Raw genomic sequence first — 20019 nt, forward strand, 5'->3', positions numbered from 1 at the left:
ATTCGTCAGATCTGGACAACCGTCACGCTCAGTACGGCAGTACGGCTGGAGGGTACTATGGCATTAGGGCAGTAGGGCAGTAGGGCAGTAGGGCAGACCAACTCGGGAGCATCGAAATTTTTCGTGTGCTTTCTTGTGTATCGGCTCCTGATGTCTCCTCCACCTACTGCCCTACTGCCCTACTGCCCTACTCCCCTACTCCCCTACTCCCCTACTGCCTACTGCCCAATTCCTACTCCCCCACCTTCCGCAGCATATACGTGTCCATGATCCAGCCCTTTTTCCGGCGGGCTTCCTCGCGGACCCTTTCGATCTCGGCGCCGACATCGCCGAGGCGGCCGGAGACGATGATTTCGTCCGGCGTGCCGAGATAGGCACCCCATTGGATGAAAAGGTCCCGGTCGGCGAGCGTGTTGAAGGCGCATTTGCCGTCGAGCATGACGACGGCGCTGCCGGCATTTTGCGGCATGCCTTCATCGGTCAGGCGGCGGCCGGTGGTGATCAGGATGGAATCGCCGATGCGGTTCAGCGCCGTCGCATGGCTGGCGGCAAGTGCCTGGATGGCGGTAATGCCCGGGATGACCTCGAGGCCGAACTCGACGTTACCTCTCAGGCGCACGCGCTCGAGAATGCGCAGCGCGCTATCGTAGAGCGACGGATCGCCCCAGATCAGGAAGGCGCCGCAGCCGTCTTCGGCAATCTCGTCGCGGATCAGGCCTTCGTAGATGGCGGCGATCGCTTCGTGCCAGTCGTCGACGGTCGAGCGGTAGCTTGGCGCCGGCTCGGCGCGCACCGGCACGTCGAATTCGACGCGCCGCGACTTCGGGTTGGTGACGAAGCGGTCGCATATATCGCGCCGCAGTTCGGCAAGGTCGTTCTTCTTCGCCCCCTTGTCGGGGATGAACAGCACATCGGCGCGGTTCAGGCCGTCTATTGCCTGGACGGTCATGTGGTTGGGATTGCCGGCGCCGATGCCGATGACGAGGAGCTTGCGCATGGAGCGAACTCCTGCCCGATCGGAGCCTGTTAGTCCAGACGCTGTGGCACGTCCAGGACGCGGAAGGGCTTTGAAGCGCCGCGCCGAAACCGCTAGAGCGGTTCACCGTTTCACGGAAACGCCGAACCGCTCTATCTTTATGTTTTTACGCAATTCCGGACGGAAAACCGTTTCACACTTTTCCTGGAATTGCTCTAGGGTCATGCCGATATCCTCGCCGAGGAGGGCCTTCTATGTTCCGATACGTCTTGACCGCCGCGCTCGCGCTGTGCGCAACACCAGCCCTTGCCAATGACTCGGTTGCCGAACTCGGCACCGGCGGCTTGATCCTGTCGCGCAGCGATGCCGTGGCGATGCAGAGCGAGGACCTCTTCATCTCGCCGGAAAAGGTGACGGTCGACTACGTCTTCCACAACAACACCGACAAGGATGTCGACGCGATCGTCGCCTTCCCGATGCCCGACATTTCGGGCGATCCCGAGGAGATGCCGGCGATCCCCGAAAACCAGAGCGACAATTTTCTCGGTTTCGAGGTGACCATCGACGGGGTCGCGACAAAGCCACAGCTCGAGCAGAAGGTGTTCGCGCTCGGCATCGATATCGGCGCCGACCTGAAGGCCCAGAACGTGCCGTTCAACCCGTTCGGCGACGCGGCCAAGGCGGCGCTGGCGAAGCTGCCGCAAGCGGTGGCCGACGATTGGGTCAACCGCGGCATCATCATCGAGGATACGGTCGACGACGGCAGCGGCATGAAATCCACCTATGCGCCTTTCTGGCAATTGCGTTCGACCTATTGGTGGCGCTCGACCTTTCCGGCCAACAAGGACGTTCATGTATCGCACCGCTACAAGCCGAGCGTCGGCGGCACGTCCTCCGTCAGTTTCTTCTATGACGGAAAGTTCCAGGGCCAGTACGCCGCCTATAAGACCCGGTACTGCATGGACGAGACGTTCGAAAACGCGGTGCGCAAGGCGGCGAAGGACAATCCCGACGGCTACCCCGGATATTATGAAAGCCGGATCGCCTATATCCTGACCACCGGCGGCAACTGGGCGGCGGGCAGCATCGGCAAGTTCAAGCTGACGGTCGACAAGGGCAATCCGAAAGCCCTGGTCTCCTTCTGCGGCGACAATGTCAAAAAGGTCGGGCCGACGAGTTTCGAGATGAGGGCGGACGATTTCTGTCCCGAGCGCGACATCGACATCCTGATCCTCAACCCTTCGGACAGCAATGGCGGGAACGGCGGCTGATGGACGTTGCGGTCTACGTTGCCATCGCCCAGAACGGCGTCATCGGGCGGGATGGCGGGCTGCCCTGGCGGCTGTCCTCAGATCTCAAGCGTTTCAAGGCCGACACGATGGGCAAGCCCATCATTATGGGCCGCAAGACCTATGAAGGCATAGGCCGGCCGCTGCCGGGCAGGTTGAACATCGTCGTCACCCGCGACAGGGCCTGGCGTGCCGAGGGCGTCGAGGTAGCGCATACGCTGGAAGCCGCGATCCAGCTGGCGACGGTGCGCGGGCGCTGCATGGCCGGCGTGGACGAGGTCTGCGTCATCGGTGGTGGCGAGATCTATGCCCAGGCGCTACCGCTGGCCGACCGGCTGCACGTCACCCATGTGTTGGCCACGGTCGACGGCGACGCGCATTTTCCGCCGATCGACCCTGATTCATGGGGCATCGTGAGCTCGCAGGAGGTCCCGGCCGGGGAAAAGGACAGCCACGCGACGCGCTATACGGTTTACGAGCGTCGCCGCGACGTGCATTGAAGGACGACAAAGGGTCGCGACCGGTCCAAAATCGGATCGTGTCGGCAGGGCATCGCGTTGAAAGCGCCTCGTGGCGTCCCTATAGAAGAACAACACTAGGATTTTGCGCCGTAACACCGGTGCATGAGGGAATTCCAAGCGAAAGGACGTTCATGCCCTGGAATGACAAGAGTGGCGGTGGCGGCGGCCCGTGGGGCGGCGGCGGCAACAATCAGGGACCCTGGGGGCAGGGGCCAAAGGGACCGAGCGGCCCGCAGGGGTCGCCTCCCGACCTCGAAGACATTATCCGCCGCGGCCAGGACAGGCTGCGGCGCGCGCTGCCAGGCGGCGGTGGCGCAAGCCCCGCCGTGTTCGGGCTGATCGGCGCGGTACTCGTGGTGCTTTGGGCATTCCAGGCGGTTTATACGGTGCAACCCGACGAGGTCGCGGTCGAACTGCGCTTCGGCAAGCCGAAGGCCGAGCTGTCGCAGCCCGGCCTGCATTTCCACTGGTGGCCGCTTGAGACCGTCGAGACGGCCAAGATTTCCGAGCAGCTCGTCGACATCGGCGGCGGAAACACCAGCGGCAACGGCCTGATGCTTTCGGGCGACCAGAACATCGTCAACGTGCAGTTTTCGGTGGCCTATCAGGTTTCCGATCCCCGGGCCTATCTGTTCGACGTCTCCGATCCGGACGGCATGCTGCGGCAGGTTGCCGAAAGCGCCATGCGCGAAGCCGTCGGCCGCAGGCCGGCGCAGGACATCTTCCGCGACGACCGTCAGGGCATCGCGGCTTCGGTCCGGGAGATCATCCAGACGACGCTGGACGGCTACAAGGCCGGCCTGCAGGTCAACGCCATCTCGATCGAGGACGCGGCCCCGCCGCGCGAAGTGGCCGATGCCTTCGACGAGGTGCAGCGCGCCGAGCAGGACGAGGACAAGTTCGTCGAGCAGGCCAACCAGTATTCCAACCAGAAGCTCGGCCAGGCACGCGGCGCGGCCGCACAGATCCGTGAAGACGCGGCCGCCTACAAGAACCGGGTGGTGCAGGAAGCCGAAGGTGAGGCGCAGCGCTTCATCTCGGTCTACGACGAATATGCCAAGGCGCCCGACGTGACGCGCAAGCGGCTTTATCTCGAAACGATGGAGAGGGTGCTGAAGGATTCGGGCAAGGTGATTGTCGAACAGGGCAACGGGCAGGGGGTCGTCCCCTATCTGCCGTTGCCGGCATTGCAGCAGAAAACGCCGCCTCCGGCGATCCCGGGCGCGACCACGGGAGGTAACCAGTGATGGCCAACCGCCTTCCCGTCTTCGTCGTCATCGCCGCGGTCATCCTGTTCCTGATCTATTCGTCGGTCTTCGTCGTCAATGCGCGCCAGCAGGCGCTCGTGCTGCGGTTCGGCGAGATCGTCGACGTCAAGACCGCGCCCGGCATCTACTTCAAGGCGCCGTTCTCGTTCTTCGACGCCGACACGGTGCAGATCATCGAGAACAGGGTGCTGCGCTTCGACCTCGACAACATCCGCGTCCAGGTTTCGGGCGGCAAGTTCTACGAGGTCGACGCCTTCATCGCCTATCGCATTTCGGACCCGCGCGTGTTCCGGGCGGCGGTCTCCGGCCAGATCGAATTGGCCGAGGCGCGGCTGAGGACACGTCTCGACGCCGCCTTGCGTCGCGTCTACGGTCTGCGTGACTTCGAGGCGGCGCTCTCGGAAGAACGTGCGGTGATGATGCGCGAAGTGCGCGATCAGCTGCGGCCCGACGCCACCTCGCTCGGCCTGCAGATCGAGGACGTCCGTATCCGCCGCACCGACCTTACGGCCGAGGTCTCGCAGCAGACCTTCGATCGCATGAAGGCCGAACGTCTGGCCGAGGCCGAACGGCTGAGGGCACGCGGCAACGAGGCGGCGCAGCGCATCAAGGCTCGCGCCGATCGCGAGGTCGTCGAGATCGTTGCCGAGGCGCAGAAGGAATCCGAGATCCTGCGCGGTGAGGGCGAAGCCCAGCGCAGCGCCACCTTTGCGGGAGCCTATCAACGCGACCCGGCTTTCTTCGACTTCTACCGGTCGATGAATGCTTACGGCACGGCGCTGGACAACACCGGAACGACGATGGTGCTGTCGCCGAGTTCGGAGTTCTTCCGCTTCTTCCGCGATCCCGACGGCAAGCAAGGACCGGCGACGCCGGCCGCGCCGGCACCTGCCGCGCCGGCGACGGCACCTGCCGCGCCGACGGCACCCAGCACCGGCCAGTAACGGCCGGTGCAGGATTTTTTCGCCGCCATCGGCCTGGTCCTCGTCATAGAGGGCCTGGTCTATGGCGGCTTCCCTGGCTTGGCGAGGAAACTTGCCGGCGACATGCTGTCGATGCCGGAGAATGCGTTGCGGATCGCCGGGTTGGCGGCGATCGCGGCTGGCGTCGGCATCGTCTGGCTGGCGCGAGCCGGATAAAGGCAGTGCGGCCGCCGAATAACGCGGGATTTACACTCTGCCGATAGCCATAGCCGCAAACGTGCCGTATTTTTTGCCATCATGGCGCGACGCGGCGTTTTCGCCGAAGCGCTTTTCTCTTTCAGAAACGCCGGGAGGCTTCTCGATGACATCCACACCCCTTTTGCGCGCGGCACGGCGGACGTTCATCGCTGGCGCAGCCATGCTTCTCGTCGGCGCCGCTGCTGTGCCGTCCTTCGTGACGCCGACGTTCGCCGCGGACGGCCCCGCTTCGGTCGCCGATCTGGCGCAGGGCCTGCTCGGCGCCGTGGTCAACATCTCGACCTCGCAGACGGTCAAGGGTACGGAAGGGCCGGGCGCGGTGCCGATGCCGCAGCTGCCCGAGGGCTCGCCCTTCCAGGATTTCTTCGACGACTTCTTCAAGAATCGCGGCGGCGACAAGGACAATAGCGGGCAGAAAGTGCAATCGCTGGGCTCCGGTTTCGTCATCGATGCCGAGCAAGGCATCGTCGTCACCAACAATCACGTGATTGCCGATGCCGACGACATCGAGGTCAATTTCTCCGATGGCGTCACTTTGAAGGCGACGCTGGTCGGCACCGACACCAAGACCGATGTCGCGGTGCTGAAGGTCGATCCGAAAGGCCACAAGCTGACGGCGGTGAAGTTCGGCGATTCCACCAAGATGCGCGTCGGCGACTGGGTGATGGCGATCGGCAATCCGTTCGGCCTCGGCGGCACGGTGACTGTCGGCATCGTCTCGGCGCGCAACCGCGACATCAATTCCGGCCCTTATGACGACTTCATACAGACCGATGCGGCGATCAATCGCGGCAATTCGGGCGGACCGCTGTTCAACAGCGCCGGCGAGGTCATCGGCATCAACACGGCGATCATTTCGCCGTCGGGCGGCTCGATCGGGATCGGCTTCTCCATTCCCTCGCAGCTCGCCTCGGGCGTGGTCGACCAGTTGCGCCAGTTCGGCGAGACGCGGCGCGGCTGGCTCGGCGTGCGCATCCAGCCGGTGACGGACGACATCGCCGAGAGCCTAGGCATGGCGACCGCCAAGGGCGCGCTGGTTGCCGGCGTCATCAAGGGTGGTCCCGTCGACAACGGCACCGTCCAGGCTGGCGACGTCATCCTCAAATTCGACGGCAAGGACATTCACGAAATGCGCGACCTGCCGCGCGTTGTCGCTGAAAGCCCGGTCGGCAAGGCGGTTGACGTGCTGATCGTGCGCAAGGGTGTCGAACAGACGGTGAAGGTGACGCTCGGCCGGCTCGAGGATAGCGAGAAGCTCGCCAGCGGCGAGCAGGGCGGCAACACCGATCAGGACAAGGGCGACAAGGCTCCGGCCGTTTCGACCGCTTCCGTGCTCGGCATGACGATCGGCGAACTCAACGACGAAACCCGCAAGAAGTTCAGCATCGCCGCCGACGTCTCCGGCGTCGTCATCACCGATGTGGCCAAGGATTCCGCCGCTGCCGAACGCGGCATCCAGCCGGGCGAGGTGATCACCGAGATCGCACAGGAATCGGTTGCCGCGCCCAAGGACGTCATGGACCGGATCGGTGCCCTGAAGGAGCAAGGCCGCAAGAACGCGCTGCTGATGCTGGCGTCGAAGACCGGTGAGTTGCGGTTCGTGACAATCCGGATGGATTGATCCTGATAAGGCAACAGCCTGATCTGAGCGAGGGCGGCTAGCAGGCCGCCTTTTCTCTTTTCTGCCAGTCCTCGCGCGAGAGCCTGTAGAACACGTGCCGCTTGAGCGCGGGGTGGCTGTCGGGAATGCTGGGATGGTCGAAATCGGCGGATGGGTCGGCGGTCATGCCGAGGCGTTCCATCACGGCAGTGGAGCGCTTGTTCTTCCCGACGGCAAAGGACACGATTTCGCCAAGGTCAAGCGTTTCGAAGCCGAAGGCCAGCCAGGCTTCCGCCGCCTCGGTGACGTAGCCCTTGCCCCAGAATTCGGGTGCCAGTCGCCAGCCGATCTCGACAGTGCCGGCCGGCAGGAACGGCAGATGGTCAGTACCGAGCAGACCGACAAAGCCGATGCATTCGCCGGTTTCAATGATCTCGGCGGGAGCGAAACCGTAGCCATCCTCGGCGATTCGGCCACGCAACTCGTCCATCTTGACGTCCGCCTGCGCACGGTCGCGGCGGAACGGAAAGAACTCCATGACCTGTTCGTCGGAATTGATCCGGTGGAACAGCTCGCGGTCGCGATCCTCCCAGTTGCGCAGGATCAGGCGCTCGGTACGCATTGGTTTCATTGCACGAACTCTTCCTGACGATAGCCTTGCAGATAGAGCAATGCGGTGAGGTCGCCATGGTCGATGCGCACGCTGGCCTGCGCCGCCACGGCCGGCTTGGCATGCAGCGCGACGCCGGTGCCGGCAAGGCGGATCATGTCGAGATCATTGGCGCCGTCGCCGACGGCGATGGCGTCGGCCGGCGTCAGGCCGAGCCGCGACGCGATTTCGATCAGAGCCTCGGCCTTCGCGGCACGGCCGAGGATCGGCTCGCCGACCAGGCCGCTGAAGCGTCCGTCGTGTTCCAGCAGACGGTTGGCGCGGTTTTCCTGGAAGCCGAGCATTGAGGCGACGCGCATGGTGAAAACCTCGAACCCACCCGACACGAGCGCCGTCCAGGCGCCGTTGGCGCGCATGGTTTGGACCAGTGCGCGGCCGCCGGAGGCCAGTGTCAGGCGATTGGCGACGATGCGGTCGACCACGGCCGCATCGAGACCCTTCAGCAGCGCCACGCGCTCGCGCAAAGCCGGTTCGAACGCGATCTCGCCGTTCATGGATCGCGCGGTGATGGCGGCGACGTGATCCTTGACGCCGATCTCGTCGGCCAGTTCGTCGATACATTCCTGGTCGATCATCGTCGAATCCATGTCGGCGAGGAGGATCTTCTTTCGCCGTGTCTGCGCCTGCTGGACGATCACGTCGACCGGTTCCGCGGCCAGTGCTGCGCGCAGGCTGGCGGTCATGTAAGCAGCGTCGGCGCCGTCCGGCAGCGCAAGATCGCAGGCAATCCCTTCGGCCAGCCAGAGAACGCCGCTTGCGCCCACCGACCTTGAGGCCATATTCGCAAGCGACGGCGACAAAGCGCGGTCAGCAGGACGGGAAACAAGCGTGGCAACGAGCGGCATCGAGAATTCCGGCACGGATGCGGGCGAGGGCCGCGTGAAGAACGCGATCCTGATAGCCGGACCGACCGCCAGCGGCAAGTCGGCGCTGGCGCTCGATCTGGCCGAACGCACCGGCGGCGTCATCGTCAACACCGATTCCATGCAAGGCTACGCGGTGCTCGACGTGCTGACCGCCCGGCCGGAGGCGGCGGACCTCGCCCGCGCGCCGCATTTTCTCTACGGTCACGTTGATCCCGGCACTGCCTATTCGACGGGAGCCTGGCTGCGGGACGTGACCAGGCTCATCGACGATGGAACGCTGTCGCGGCGACCAATCTTCGTCGGCGGCACCGGGCTTTACTTCCGCGCGCTGGCCGAGGGCATTTCGGAAATGCCCGCCATTCCGCAGCGGGTCCGCGACCGCTGGCGTTATGAGTTGAAGGAACAAGGCGCCGTCAAACTGCATGGCATCCTGCTGCGCGAGGATTCGCGGGCCGCCATGCAACTGAGGCCGACCGACAGCCAGCGCATCGTGCGGGCGCTCGAGGTGCTCGATGCCTCGGGCCGTTCGATCCTGGAATGGCAAGCGGAGCGCGGCCAACCGTTGATCGACCGGCAAAGCGCGCGCTTTTTCGTCATCGAGCCGGACCGGGCCGCACTGGTCGGCCGCATCGACAGGCGCTTCGACCAGATGCTGGACAAGGGCGCAGTGGAGGAAGTCAGGCAGCTTGCAGCGCTTGGTCTCGATCCGGACTTGCCGGCGATGAAGGCGATCGGCGTTCGCGAGTTGCAGGCCGCGATAGCCGGGCAGTCAAGCTTTGCCGAGGCGATCGAACGCGCAAAGGTCGCAACCCGGCAATATGCCAAGCGGCAGGCGACCTGGTTCCGCCATCAGCTAGGGCCGGAATGGCAGAGATTGCGCCCCGATAGCGATCTCGAAACCATGATCCAAGCGACTGTTGCTAATGCAACCTGAAAAGTCGATCTTGAGGGAAGGATTCCCGTTGTGGTTGTCTGAATTAACCCTCCGTAAGGCCGGCCGTGCCATAAGACCGGTTGGCACTTTTCGATCGGGGAGCAGATGCGTTTCCACAAGGCGGAATCCGCTTTTTTCGTCTTTATCTTCGTGATCCTGGCCGCCGGCCTGGTGACGCTCCACGCCTATGGGCAGCTGCAATCCTTCGCCATGGAACTCCACACGGCTTCCGGCATGGACAAGGTTATCTACCTCAACAAGCTGTTGTTCGCGACAGGCGTGCTTTTGGCGACCGCGCTGTTTTTCGGCATCTTCTTCATCTACCCTCTGATCCGCAAACAAGCGACGGAGGAAGGTAAGCTGCGCGCCATGACGGTTTCGCTCAGCGCCCGCTCGGAGACGCTCGAGCATGCGGCGCTGACCGACAGCCTGACCGGCATGCAGAACCGGCGCTATTTCGATGACGCGCTGAAGGAATATCTCGAGGAGTTCGGACGCATCGAAAAGCCCGTCGGGCTGATGATCCTCGATCTCGACCACTTCAAGCAGGTCAACGATACGCACGGCCACGATGTCGGCGACGAGGTGCTCAGGGCTGTCGCCAATTGCCTGAAGGACATGACGCGCTTTCACGATGTGGTGGCGCGGCTGGGCGGCGAGGAGTTTGCCGTGGTCACGCCCAATATGGAGGCGGAATTGTTGTCCAAATTCGCCGAGCGCATCCGCAAGGCAATCGCCAACATGTCGGTCCTCTCGGGCAATGTCCGGCTCAAGATCACCACCAGCGTCGGCCTGGCCGTCTGGGACCGCAAGGAAACGGCGGAGGAGTTCTATCGCCGCGCCGACCGGCAGCTGTACGAGGCCAAGAGGCAGGGCCGCAACCGCGTCTGCGCCTAAAATCCCATCATTAAATTCGTGAGGCTGGCCGTCCGATGCCAGCTCCTCGACTTCCGGCCTTCGCCGGCCGAAGCACTCACGATGGTCCTGGCAGTTCAGGCTACGGCCGGCGTAGGCCGGTGCTCACGGACTGAATGTCCGCTCCGCTCCGGCTTCTCGAAGCCGACTCAGCCTGACGAATTTTCTGACGGGATTACCCAGATCGGCCAGCGAGGCAGAACCAAGACGTCGGACACGAGGTTATATAGTTTTCCGTAGAAGACGTGACGCAGTTAGCCTAATCGTTCTGGGGGCGCATGCCGAAGGTGGCGGGCTTGAGGCCGTAGCGCATGTCGAAATCGTCGTCGGATTGCGCGCGGGCGACCGGCGGCTTGCGGTAGTCGGGATCGCCGGGCTGCCGGCCTGAATCGACGATCTCCGCGAAGGCCATGGCCTGCGGCTGCGGTTTCGGCACGTTGCGCAGCCGCTCCACGATCGCTACCAGGTCGACATCGTCGCCGGTTTTCGATGACTCGGCCTCTTCGCGCTTGGCCGTGCCGGGGATCAGTTCCGCCGGCAGTCGTTCGAATTTCAGCCGCATGGTCGTTGCCACGCCCTCGCCGAAGGCAATGGCTTCGCGCTGGCCCATGGACGACAGGAAGGCAAGCGTGGAGGCGGAAGAGTCGGCAATGGCCGAGCGGATGATCGCCTGGTCCTGCTCGTTGGCGAGCCGCATGGCGAAGAAGGTCGAGCATTGCGACAGGATGGTCGGATCGAGCTCGCCCGGACGCTGGGTAACGACCCCGAGATAGCAGCCATATTTGCGGCCTTCCTTGGCTATGCGCGACAGCGCGTGCCTTGTCGGCGCGAAACCGAGACGCGCATCGGCCGGCATGTAGCGGTGCGCTTCTTCGCACAGCAGCAGAAGCTGCAGCTTGCCCTCGCTCCACAGCGCAAGGTCGAAGGCCAGGCGCGCCAGCACCGAACAGACCGAATTGACCACTTCGGAGGGCATGCCGGCCATTTCGAAGCAGGTCACCGGCCGGCCATGATGCGGCACGCGGAAGATGTTGCCGATCGTCTCGTGGATGGTGTCCTCGATCAGGCGCGAGCTGAACATGAAGCGGTAGCGCGGATCGGCGGCCGCGGATTCGATGCGCGTCTTCAGCGATTTGAGCGTCGGGCGCTCGTTCTTGCTTTCGAGCATGCCCGTGCGCTCGTCGATCTGCTTGAGAAGGTCGGCGATGCGGTAAGGCACCGGTGTGTCCGCGGTTAGCGCATCGTTGCCGCGCCGGAGATAGGCGCCTGAATTCGGGTTGCGATAAAGATTCTTGGCGAGCGGAATGAGGTCGCGCAAGGCGTCGATCTCTTCCGGCACCGTTTCACGTCCGCGAAACAGCACCTCGGCGAATTCTTCCAGCCTGAACATCCAGAACGGAAGATCGAGCGTCTTGGAATCGACCTTGACACAATATTCGGGCAGCGACGCCGCAAACTCATTGTGCGGATCGAGGATCAGGATGCGCAGGTCGGGCCGCGCCGCGATCGACTTGCGCAACAGCAGCGAGACGGCGGTGGACTTGCCGACACCGGTGGTGCCGACAATGGCGAAATGGCGCGCCAGCGTGTCGTCGATGGCGATATTGGCGGCGATCGCCTCATCCTGCGACAGCGAGCCGATGGTGATGGAATGACGGCCGGCCAGATCATAGACCGCCTGCAGGTCACGGGTGCGGATGCGATGGGCGACGGCGCCGATATGCGGATAGGTCGTTATGCCACGATCGAAGACCGGCTTGGCGCCGGCCTCGGCTCCGTCACGCACTTCGCCGATCAGCTCGATGCTGATCTCGATGGCATTCGGGCCTTCATTGCTCCAGGCGCGGTCCGATTTGCCGATCGCATAGACCAGGCCGACGGTTCGCGTCGTGCCCAGATTGATGGAGATCATCCTGCCGACCGTCCACAGGCCGGTGACCGCACCGTCGACATCGTCGGCATAGGCGGCGATGGTGGCGCGTGCGCCGTCGCATTGCACGACATTGCCAAGGATGCGCCTGTCATTCTGCTCCGCGTCACGGCGCTCCTGCGATGTCGGTTCTCCGACGGAGGCTTCGCGTTCGACATACATGGACAGCCAATCCCCATTTTCCCTGGTGCGCCGACCCTACAGCAACGGGGTTAAGGTGCGATGAGGTCGGATGGTGTAGAGAGGATTAAGGAGCTCGTGAAAATTGTCGCGAGACGGCTCTTCTCCAGCCCCGATATTTCGTTATAATGGACGAATGGATGGTATAGCGAACGATATTTCTTCGACTATCGGCAGGCGGATACACGCCGAAAGGATCATGCGCGACTGGTCGCTGGCAGAGCTTGCCGAGCGGTCCGGGGTTTCCAAGGCGATGCTGAGCACGATCGAGCGCGGCAAGACCAGTCCGACCGCGGCGCTGCTGGTGCGCATTTCCGCTGCTTTCGGCATGACGCTCTCCACCCTGATCGCACGCGCGGAATTGCAAGGCGGCGGGCTGCTGCGAGACGCCGATCAGCCGGTGTGGCGCGATCCCGACACAGGTTATATCAGGCGGCATTTGTCGCCGGCCAGCGATATGCCGCTGGAACTGATCAGGGTGCATCTGCCGGCGGGCAAAAGGGTCGGTCTTCCGGCCGCTTCCTACGCCTTCATCAAGCAACAGATATGGCTGATTTCCGGCCGCCTGGAATTCACAGAGGGTGATGTGGTGCACAGGCTTGAACCCGGCGATTGCCTGGCGCTGGGCGCGCCGTCGGATTGCGTGTTTCATGCCCTGGAGCCGGGCGCCGACTATCTCGTCGCGCTGGTCAGGAGCTGACGTCATGGCGAGACGGCCAAAGCGCTCCGACAATGGCGGGCCGCCTCTCGACGACTATAAGGGACCGCCATGGGGCAAGGGCGATCCCTACATCTTCCTTGCCTGGCAAGCGGCCCATGCCAAAGCGTGGAAAGCGCCGAGCCACGAGGTCATGCTGATGCGCATGGACAAGGCAGATCGGCTCGGCCTGACCTACGAGGAATACACGCTCGAGATTCTGGAACGCGGACGGCATCTCAGGGAAGAAGACACAGAGCGCATCAGCGCCATCAAGGCCGCGCGCAAGCGGCGCCGCGTGCGCCATCTCTGATTGACGGCCGTGGTAGCTCCGCCGCTCAAGTTGCAGCGGAGAGGCGGGTCAGCAGCGACTTGGCGGAAGTTCTGTTCGGCGCTGCTCAGGCGTGCGGCCGATGGCCCGTCAGAAAGGCCAAGCTGGTGGAAAGTCCGAAATCCGCCGGAGATGCGGCGGTCGCCGCACCTCGCCTGGCATTTGCCCGGCCTTATTATCCTTGGTGGTGGACCTGCTGCAGCCCGTAGACCGGTGTCGGCAGTCCGGCCTGCCTGGCCTTCAATTGCAGCGCCAGGAACTGCGAATAATGGCGCGACTGGTGCAGATTGCCGCCATGGAACCAAAGTGCCTCCTGTTGGGTCGGTTTCCACATGTTGCGCTGCTCGCCTTCCCAGGGGCCGGGATCCTTGGTGGTGTTGGAGCCAAGACCCCAGCATTTGCCAACTTTGTCGGCTACCTCTTTCGAGATCAGCTCCGCCGCCCAGCCATTCATCGAGCCGTAACCGGTGGCGTAGACGATGACATCGGCCGGCAGTTCGGTGCCGTTGCTGAGCAGCACGGAATGCTCCTTGATCTCCTTCACGTCGACGCCGCTCTTGAGCTTGATGTCGCCGTCGATGATCAATTGCGAGGCACCGATGTCGATGTAGTAGCCGGAGCCGCGCCTGAGATATTTCATGAACAGGCCGGAGCCGTCATCGCCCCAATCGAGCATGAACCCAGCTTTCTCCAGCCCTTTGTAGAAGTCGGCATCGCGGTCCTTCATCTTTTGGTAGAGCGGGATCTGGAACTCGTGCAGGATCTTGTAGGGCAGGGAGGCGAAGATCAGGTCGGCCTTGGCCGTGGTCATGCCGTTCTGCACCGCCTGTTCCGAATAGAGCGCGCTAAGGCCGATATCCATCAGCGTGTCGGACTTTACGATATGGGTGGTGGAGCGCTGCACCATCGTGACGTCGACGCCGGCCTCCCAGAGTGCCGCGCAAATGTCGTGGGCGGAGTTGTTCGAGCCGATGACGACGACCTTCTTGCCGGCATATTTGTCGGGGCCCGGATGCTTCGAGGAGTGATGCTGGTCGCCCTTGAAGCTTTCCATGCCCTTGAATTTCGGCAGGTTGGGCCGGCCGGACATGCCGGTGGCCAGGACCAGCTGCTTCGGCTTCAGCGTGATGTCCTTGCCGTCGCGGTGAACGACGACGGTCCATTCCTTGGTCCTATCGTCATAGGAGGCGCTCTTGGCCTCGGTCGAGGACCAGTAGTTCAGCTCCATCACCTTGGTGTACATTTCCAGCCAGTCGCCGATCTTGTCCTTGGGCGAGAAGACCGGCCAGTTCTTCGGGAAATCGATGTAAGGCAGATGGTCGTACCAGACCGGGTCGTGCAGGCAGAGCGATTTGTAACGCTTGCGCCAGCTGTCGCCGGCGCGTTCGTTCTTCTCGATGATAATGGTCGGCACGCCGAGCTGCCGCAGCCGGGCACCGAGCGCGATGCCGCCCTGGCCACCGCCGATGATCACGGTGTAGGGCTGCGTCTTGAAGCCGAGCTCGGCCGCTTCAGTCTCGCGCTCTTCCTTCCATGTCGGACGGTTCTTGCCCGCGCCATGCTTGGCGCCCATCGGCCGCGCGAAGCCCGCGGGCTCCTCGTGGCCCTTCAGTTCGGCCATGGTGGTCAGCAGCGTCCAGATCTTGCCGTCCTTCAACCTGATCTGGCCGAAGCCGCGCGCCACCTCGGTCTCGAAACTGATCCAGCCTTCGATCAGCCCGGCGCTCTCGGTCGCGTCCTCGCCCTTGGCGATGGCAAAGTGCGACGGCCTGGCCTTCGACAGCTGGCTTTTCAGCATGTCGCGGACCTGGTCGCGACCTTCCATGGTCTTGATGTTCCAGGTGAAGGTGACGAGATCGCGCCAGTAGCAATCCTCCTGAAAGCAGTCGACCGCTTTCTCGATGTCGTTGGCGGCAAGGGCGGCGCCGAATTGGTCGAGCAGGTCGGACAGTTTCTTGTTGGGGGTCTTATCGAGCATCAGGGTTCCTCCCGTGAAATCCAGATTCGTCATGTGGCTCCTCCCGACTTGCAGGCCGGACGATCAAGTATCGGCAGAGATGGCAGCCTTCGTCACGCCCCACCATAGTCTCACCTGCGTTCAATGGCTTACCTGTGAGGTCACCAAGCCGGCTTCAATGGCTGACGGAGAGCGTCGGGAGCGTGCGTCCCGACTCCAAGACGCCGGGACAGCAAGCGAAGAAGGCAACCAGATGCGATCCGCGCGTTTCCCGCTGCAAGGCGCCGGGCTGATCCCCCAGGGGTGCGCCGGCATGCTGTGCGTGCCGGCACGATTTTTGCCGTTGACAGGCTGCCTTGCCCGCCCTTAGTGTCCGCCACCATGAAAACGGCACTCATTCTCGTAGGAAAGCGCGTGGGCAAGGCGGTGTAACCGCCGGGCGAAAACCTCCCATGCGCAACACACAGGCTCCCTCGGGGGCCTTTTTTATTGCCCGAAACACGACTAAACGACCAGCAATCGCCAGATGGCGGACAGTACGGGACCAGACCGATGAGCAATGGACAGAGCGAGCGGCGCGAAATGACGGGCGCCGAAATGGTGGTGCAGGCGCTGAAGGACAATGGCGTCAAGCACGTCTTCGGCTATCCGGGCGGCGCGGTACTCCCGATCTATGACGAGATATTCCAGCAGGACGAGGTCGAGCACATCCTGGTGCGGCACGAGCAGGGCGCCGGCCACGCGGCCGAAGGCTATGCGCGGTCGACCGGCAAGGCCGGCGTCATGCTGGTGACCTCCGGCCCCGGCGCCACCAACGCGGTGACGCCATTGCAGGACGCGCTGATGGATTCGATCCCGCTCGTCTGCCTGACGGGGCAGGTGCCGACTTCGCTGATCGGCTCCGATGCGTTCCAGGAATGCGACACGGTCGGCATCACGCGTCCCTGCACCAAGCACAATTGGCTGGTGAAGGACGTCAACGAGCTTGCCGCGACCATCCACGAAGCCTTCCATGTCGCCACGACGGGCCGTCCCGGTCCCGTGGTGGTCGATATCCCGAAGGACGTGCAGTTCGCGCGCGGCTTCTATGTCCCGCCGCAGATCGCGCCGCGCACCAGCTATCAGCCCAAGGTCCAGGGCGACCTGGAGAAGATCAAGGCGGCGGTCGAGTTGATGGCCAGCGCAAGGAAGCCGGTCATCTACTCTGGCGGCGGCGTCATCAATTCCGGTCCGGAAGCCAGCCATCTCTTGCGCGAACTGGTCGACCTCACCGGTTTCCCGATCACCTCGACGCTGATGGGGCTCGGCGCCTATCCGGCATCGGGCAAGAACTGGCTCGGCATGCTCGGCATGCACGGCACCTATGAAGCCAACATGGCCATGCATGACTGCGACGTGATGATCTGCATCGGCGCACGCTTCGATGACCGCATCACCGGCCGGCTGACCGCGTTTTCGCCGAATTCGAAGAAGATCCACATCGACATCGATCCATCGTCGATCAACAAGAACGTCCATACCGACGTTCCTGTCATTGGTGATGTCGGCCGGGTGCTGGAGGATATGGTGCGGCTGTGGCGGGCGACCGCCAAGGCCGACAAGAAGGCGCTCCACCCCTGGTGGGAGCAGATCGCCAAATGGCGTGCGCGCGACTCGCTCGCCTTCAAGATGAACCACGACGTGATCATGCCGCAATATGCCATCCAGCGGCTCTACGAACTGACCAAGAACATGGACACCTACATTACCACCGAGGTCGGCCAGCACCAGATGTGGGCGGCGCAGCATTATCATTTCGAGAAGCCGAACCGCTGGATGACGTCGGGCGGGCTGGGCACGATGGGCTATGGCCTGCCGGCGGCGCTCGGCGTGCAGATCGCGCATCCCGACGCGCTGGTCGTCGACATCGCAGGCGACGCTTCGGTGCAGATGACCATGCAGGAGATGAGCGCGGCCGTGCAGCACGATGCGCCGATCAAGATCTTCATCTTGAACAACCAATATATGGGCATGGTGCGGCAGTGGCAGCAGCTGCTGCACGGCAACCGGCTGTCGCATTCCTACACCGAGGCGATGCCGGACTTCGTCAAGCTGGCCGAGGCCTATGGTGGCCACGGCATACGCTGCGAGAAGCCGGACGAGCTGGACGACGCCATCAAGGAGATGATCTCGGTCAGGAAGCCGGTGCTGTTCGACTGCCGCGTGGCGACGCTCGCCAACTGCTTCCCGATGATCCCGTCGGGCAAGGCGCACAACGAGATGCTGCTGCCGGATGAGGCGACGGATGAAGCGGTGGCCAACGCCATCGACGCCAAGGGCAGGGAACTGGTGTAGCTGAAGGCCAAGGCAGGGCTGTCGCGAGAAGCCGTGCGTAAACAGAGATTTAGATCAAGAGTTTGAAATCGAGATTCATGTCATGAACGCACAGCTACAACCGACCGGGTCGGCCTACTTCATCGCCAAGGAAACGGAAAAGCCGGAGAACCACACGCTCTCCGTGCTGGTCGACAACGAGCCGGGCGTGCTTGCCCGGGTAATCGGCCTGTTTTCCGGGCGCGGCTACAACATCGAGAGCCTGACGGTCTCCGAGACCGAGCATGAAAAGCACCTGTCGCGCATCACCATCGTGACGCGCGGCACGCCGCACGTGCTGGAGCAGATCAAGCATCAACTCGAGCGCATCGTGCCGGTCCACCGCGTGGTCGACCTGACCGTGCGCTCGCATGAATCCGGCCAGGAGCGGCCGCTGGAGCGGGAACTGGCGCTGGTCAAGGTTGCCGGCACCGGCGAGGCCCGTGTCGAGGCGCTGCGCTTGGCCGACGCGTTCCGTGCCAGCGTCATCGACGCCAACACCGAGCATTTCATCTTCGAGATCACCGGCAAGGGCTCCAAGATCGACCAGTTCATCGCCATCATGAAGCCGCTCGGCCTGGTCGAAATCTGCCGCACCGGCGTGGCGGCGTTGAACCGCGGCCCACAGGCGATGTAGGGCCGGCGAAGCCGATCCAATCTCCACAAGCGCAAAGTCTGGCCCGGCCACAGACCGGCCGCTGGCCTTTGTGCGGCCGCCTAAAAAGAGACAAGGACGCTGCCTTATCTGGGAGGATATCATGTCGCTCGACGCATTCCTCGCCTTGCTCGTCTACGCCTTGGTGACCTCGATCACGCCGGGACCGAACAATCTCATGCTTCTGGCATCGGGGGTGAATTTCGGCATCGCCAGGACGGTTCCGCACATGCTGGGTATCAGCATGGGTTTCCTGGTGTTGCTGGTGGCGGTCGGGCTTGGCCTGGGGGCGGTGCTGACGGCCTTTCCGGCGCTGCACACCGCTCTGAAAATCGCCGGCGGGGTCTATCTCATGTATCTTGCCTGGAAGATCGCCATGTCGCGTTCGCTGAGCGGCAAGGGTGAGGCGAGGGGCAAGCCGATGCGTTTCATCGACGCGGCGGCGTTCCAGTGGGTCAATCCGAAGGCTTGGGTGATGGCGATCACCGCCATGGCCGTCTACGCCAATCCGGAGCATCCTTTCCTGTCGGTGGTGTTGATCTCGGTCGCCTTCACCGTCGTCAACCTGCCGAGCGTCTCGATCTGGGCGGGGTTCGGCACCGCGCTGCGCGGCTTCCTGTCGGACCCGGTTCGGCTGAAATGGTTCAACGTCGGCATGGGCGTGCTGCTGGCGGCGACGCTGTGGCCGATGCTGCGGTAAAGCTAAGGGCCTCGAAGCGCTGGCACGCGAAAAGCGTGAGCATTCTGTAAACTCCGGTTCACATTGTATTTTGACTAAATGTGAACTGTGGATTACAAATCAACCATGATCGAAGTGCGCAAAACCGCTGAATTCGTCGGTTGGTTCAAGTCCCTCAAGGATATCCGCGCCAAGGCTCGCATTCAGGTTCGGATCGATCGTGTCGAGCTTGGCAATCTTGGCGATGCCAAGTTTTTCGAGGGCATCGGCGAATTGCGGGTCGACTATGGTCCAGGCTATCGCGTCTATTTCGTCAAGGTGGGCAACACAATCATCATTCTGCTCTGCGGTGGGGACAAATCATCGCAAAAGACCGACATCAAGAAAGCCATCGGCATGGCGAAGGAGGTCAAATGACCATCGAAACCACCAAATGGGATGCTTCCGAATTCCTCGACAGCGAGGAGGCAATCGTCGCCTATATCGAAGCGGCCTTCGAAGACGGCGACGCTGCCATTATCACCCATGCGCTCGGCAACGTGGCTAGGGCTCGGGGCATGACGTCCATTGCCAAAGACGCTGGCGTCACACGTGAGGCGCTATACAAGGCCTTGAGCGACAAGGGCGATCCCAAGCTTTCAACCCTGCTCGGCGTCATGAAGGCGCTCGGGATCAGATTGACGGCTGAGGCCGCACCAAAGGATAATGATGCCGAGGCGCGCCTCGCCGGCTAACTCGCCACAAAAGCGATGTATGCAACCGTGGTTGCTGCTCGCTTCGATGTAGACGGTTTTGTCGCCCCTCACTCAGGGCACGACGCGTCTAAGCTGGTCTGGTTGAGGGCTTGGCCAAGCGCGGGATCGCCTTTCACGACGCCGCAACGTGTCTTGTCGGCAGGTGTTGCCCATCCATTGTGCAGTGCACATTAAATCTTCGTAATGCCGTGTTTTGGCCCTTTTCCGCCCAAGGCGTGTTCTATCTATTCGGCGAAATCGCGGCCGGGCGCCCCGGAACGAGC

The 20019-nt window shown here is 62.9% G+C and carries 20 protein-coding genes; 15 read left to right on the plus strand and 5 right to left on the minus strand.

Annotated features, from left to right (window positions below):
* Positions 1-232: 232 nt before the first annotated feature.
* Entirely contained in the window at positions 233-997 is a 765-nt protein-coding gene (cobF, locus tag NKI49_RS12585) for a precorrin-6A synthase (deacetylating) (protein WP_352597829.1), read from the minus strand.
* Positions 998-1230: 233 nt separating this feature from the next.
* Here cobF and NKI49_RS12590 point away from each other — a divergent pair, with 233 nt between their 5' ends.
* From NKI49_RS12590 to NKI49_RS12615, 6 genes are all read left to right on the plus strand, one after another.
* Positions 1231-2247: a DUF4424 domain-containing protein gene (locus NKI49_RS12590; protein WP_352597830.1), complete on the plus strand. Its 1017-nt coding sequence runs from the start codon at positions 1231-1233 to the stop codon at positions 2245-2247.
* Entirely contained in the window at positions 2247-2765 is a 519-nt protein-coding gene (locus NKI49_RS12595) for a dihydrofolate reductase (RefSeq protein ID WP_352597831.1), read from the plus strand. Before NKI49_RS12590 ends, NKI49_RS12595 begins: the two co-directional genes overlap by 1 nt.
* A gap of 152 nt (positions 2766-2917) precedes the next feature.
* Entirely contained in the window at positions 2918-4033 is a 1116-nt protein-coding gene (gene hflK / locus NKI49_RS12600; protein ID WP_027025913.1) for an FtsH protease activity modulator HflK, read from the plus strand.
* Complete coding sequence (hflC, locus tag NKI49_RS12605; RefSeq protein ID WP_352597832.1) at positions 4033-4998, plus strand: protease modulator HflC; 966 nt, start codon at positions 4033-4035, stop codon at positions 4996-4998. The genes hflK and hflC overlap by 1 nt, the downstream gene beginning before the upstream one ends.
* A gap of 6 nt (positions 4999-5004) precedes the next feature.
* The gene (locus NKI49_RS12610) at positions 5005-5193 is read left to right on the plus strand and encodes a DUF2065 domain-containing protein (protein ID WP_352597833.1); all 189 of its coding nucleotides are present in this window, start codon (positions 5005-5007) and stop codon (positions 5191-5193) included.
* A 145-nt stretch (positions 5194-5338) separates the two neighbouring features.
* A complete protein-coding gene (locus tag NKI49_RS12615) occupies positions 5339-6856 on the plus strand; it encodes a DegQ family serine endoprotease (RefSeq protein ID WP_352597834.1) in 1518 nt (505 codons plus the stop codon).
* Positions 6857-6893: 37 nt separating this feature from the next.
* Here NKI49_RS12615 and NKI49_RS12620 read toward each other — a convergent pair whose 3' ends face one another.
* Positions 6894-7466: a GNAT family N-acetyltransferase gene (locus tag NKI49_RS12620; RefSeq protein WP_352597835.1), complete on the minus strand. Its 573-nt coding sequence runs from the start codon at positions 7464-7466 to the stop codon at positions 6894-6896.
* Entirely contained in the window at positions 7463-8350 is an 888-nt protein-coding gene (serB, locus tag NKI49_RS12625; protein WP_352597836.1) for a phosphoserine phosphatase SerB, read from the minus strand. Before serB ends, NKI49_RS12620 begins: the two co-directional genes overlap by 4 nt.
* Between serB and miaA the strand changes: the two genes are divergently transcribed.
* Entirely contained in the window at positions 8334-9305 is a 972-nt protein-coding gene (miaA, locus tag NKI49_RS12630) for a tRNA (adenosine(37)-N6)-dimethylallyltransferase MiaA (RefSeq protein WP_352597837.1), read from the plus strand. The two genes, serB and miaA, sit on opposite strands and share 17 nt — an antisense overlap.
* Before the next feature lie 105 nt (positions 9306-9410).
* Positions 9411-10202, plus strand: coding sequence for a GGDEF domain-containing protein (locus tag NKI49_RS12635; protein WP_352597838.1), 792 nt, complete (start codon positions 9411-9413; stop codon positions 10200-10202).
* A gap of 277 nt (positions 10203-10479) precedes the next feature.
* On the opposite strand, the gene NKI49_RS12640 is transcribed toward NKI49_RS12635, so the two are convergent.
* Entirely contained in the window at positions 10480-12312 is a 1833-nt protein-coding gene (locus tag NKI49_RS12640) for an ATP-binding protein (RefSeq protein WP_352597839.1), read from the minus strand.
* A 154-nt stretch (positions 12313-12466) separates the two neighbouring features.
* On the opposite strand from NKI49_RS12640, the gene NKI49_RS12645 reads away from it, so the two are divergent.
* A complete protein-coding gene (locus tag NKI49_RS12645) occupies positions 12467-13030 on the plus strand; it encodes a helix-turn-helix domain-containing protein (protein ID WP_352597840.1) in 564 nt (187 codons plus the stop codon).
* A gap of 4 nt (positions 13031-13034) precedes the next feature.
* Positions 13035-13340: a hypothetical protein gene (locus tag NKI49_RS12650; RefSeq protein WP_352597841.1), complete on the plus strand. Its 306-nt coding sequence runs from the start codon at positions 13035-13037 to the stop codon at positions 13338-13340.
* Between the two features lie 193 nt (positions 13341-13533).
* Here NKI49_RS12650 and NKI49_RS12655 read toward each other — a convergent pair whose 3' ends face one another.
* Positions 13534-15336: an NAD(P)-binding domain-containing protein gene (locus NKI49_RS12655; protein ID WP_352598050.1), complete on the minus strand. Its 1803-nt coding sequence runs from the start codon at positions 15334-15336 to the stop codon at positions 13534-13536.
* 531 nt (positions 15337-15867) lie between these two features.
* On the opposite strand from NKI49_RS12655, the gene NKI49_RS12660 reads away from it, so the two are divergent.
* From NKI49_RS12660 to NKI49_RS12680, 5 genes are all read left to right on the plus strand, one after another.
* Positions 15868-17649 (plus strand): acetolactate synthase 3 large subunit, encoded by a 1782-nt coding sequence (locus tag NKI49_RS12660; RefSeq protein ID WP_352597842.1) that lies wholly within the window; start codon positions 15868-15870, stop codon positions 17647-17649.
* 82 nt (positions 17650-17731) lie between these two features.
* On the plus strand, positions 17732-18304 hold the full coding sequence (gene ilvN, locus NKI49_RS12665; RefSeq protein ID WP_023757090.1) for an acetolactate synthase small subunit: 573 nt from the start codon (positions 17732-17734) through the stop codon (positions 18302-18304).
* A gap of 121 nt (positions 18305-18425) precedes the next feature.
* Positions 18426-19022, plus strand: coding sequence for a LysE family translocator (locus NKI49_RS12670; protein ID WP_352597843.1), 597 nt, complete (start codon positions 18426-18428; stop codon positions 19020-19022).
* A 105-nt stretch (positions 19023-19127) separates the two neighbouring features.
* Entirely contained in the window at positions 19128-19418 is a 291-nt protein-coding gene (locus NKI49_RS12675) for a type II toxin-antitoxin system RelE/ParE family toxin (RefSeq protein ID WP_352597844.1), read from the plus strand.
* Positions 19415-19735 (plus strand): addiction module antidote protein, encoded by a 321-nt coding sequence (locus NKI49_RS12680; RefSeq protein ID WP_352597845.1) that lies wholly within the window; start codon positions 19415-19417, stop codon positions 19733-19735. The genes NKI49_RS12675 and NKI49_RS12680 overlap by 4 nt, the downstream gene beginning before the upstream one ends.
* Positions 19736-20019: the final 284 nt, after the last annotated feature.

This window comes from Mesorhizobium sp. M0587 (genome assembly GCF_040320945.1).
In the GTDB taxonomy this organism is placed as follows: Bacteria; Pseudomonadota; Alphaproteobacteria; order Rhizobiales; family Rhizobiaceae; genus Mesorhizobium.

What these genes read in the sequence shown, in the direction of transcription:
- cobF (WP_352597829.1), bottom strand. Translation starts at nt 997, where the DNA reads ATGCGCAAGCTCCTCGTCATCGGCATCGGCGCCGGCAATCCCAACCAC.
- NKI49_RS12590 (WP_352597830.1), top strand. Translation starts at nt 1,231, where the DNA reads ATGTTCCGATACGTCTTGACCGCCGCGCTCGCGCTGTGCGCAACACCA.
- NKI49_RS12595 (WP_352597831.1), top strand. Translation starts at nt 2,247, where the DNA reads ATGGACGTTGCGGTCTACGTTGCCATCGCCCAGAACGGCGTCATCGGG.
- hflK (WP_027025913.1), top strand. Translation starts at nt 2,918, where the DNA reads ATGCCCTGGAATGACAAGAGTGGCGGTGGCGGCGGCCCGTGGGGCGGC.
- hflC (WP_352597832.1), top strand. Translation starts at nt 4,033, where the DNA reads ATGGCCAACCGCCTTCCCGTCTTCGTCGTCATCGCCGCGGTCATCCTG.
- NKI49_RS12615 (WP_352597834.1), top strand. Translation starts at nt 5,339, where the DNA reads ATGACATCCACACCCCTTTTGCGCGCGGCACGGCGGACGTTCATCGCT.
- NKI49_RS12620 (WP_352597835.1), bottom strand. Translation starts at nt 7,466, where the DNA reads ATGAAACCAATGCGTACCGAGCGCCTGATCCTGCGCAACTGGGAGGAT.
- serB (WP_352597836.1), bottom strand. Translation starts at nt 8,350, where the DNA reads ATGCCGCTCGTTGCCACGCTTGTTTCCCGTCCTGCTGACCGCGCTTTG.
- NKI49_RS12635 (WP_352597838.1), top strand. Translation starts at nt 9,411, where the DNA reads ATGCGTTTCCACAAGGCGGAATCCGCTTTTTTCGTCTTTATCTTCGTG.
- NKI49_RS12640 (WP_352597839.1), bottom strand. Translation starts at nt 12,312, where the DNA reads ATGTATGTCGAACGCGAAGCCTCCGTCGGAGAACCGACATCGCAGGAG.
- NKI49_RS12645 (WP_352597840.1), top strand. Translation starts at nt 12,467, where the DNA reads ATGGATGGTATAGCGAACGATATTTCTTCGACTATCGGCAGGCGGATA.
- NKI49_RS12650 (WP_352597841.1), top strand. Translation starts at nt 13,035, where the DNA reads ATGGCGAGACGGCCAAAGCGCTCCGACAATGGCGGGCCGCCTCTCGAC.
- NKI49_RS12655 (WP_352598050.1), bottom strand. Translation starts at nt 15,336, where the DNA reads ATGCTCGATAAGACCCCCAACAAGAAACTGTCCGACCTGCTCGACCAA.
- NKI49_RS12660 (WP_352597842.1), top strand. Translation starts at nt 15,868, where the DNA reads ATGAGCAATGGACAGAGCGAGCGGCGCGAAATGACGGGCGCCGAAATG.
- ilvN (WP_023757090.1), top strand. Translation starts at nt 17,732, where the DNA reads ATGAACGCACAGCTACAACCGACCGGGTCGGCCTACTTCATCGCCAAG.
- NKI49_RS12670 (WP_352597843.1), top strand. Translation starts at nt 18,426, where the DNA reads ATGTCGCTCGACGCATTCCTCGCCTTGCTCGTCTACGCCTTGGTGACC.
- NKI49_RS12675 (WP_352597844.1), top strand. Translation starts at nt 19,128, where the DNA reads ATGATCGAAGTGCGCAAAACCGCTGAATTCGTCGGTTGGTTCAAGTCC.
- NKI49_RS12680 (WP_352597845.1), top strand. Translation starts at nt 19,415, where the DNA reads ATGACCATCGAAACCACCAAATGGGATGCTTCCGAATTCCTCGACAGC.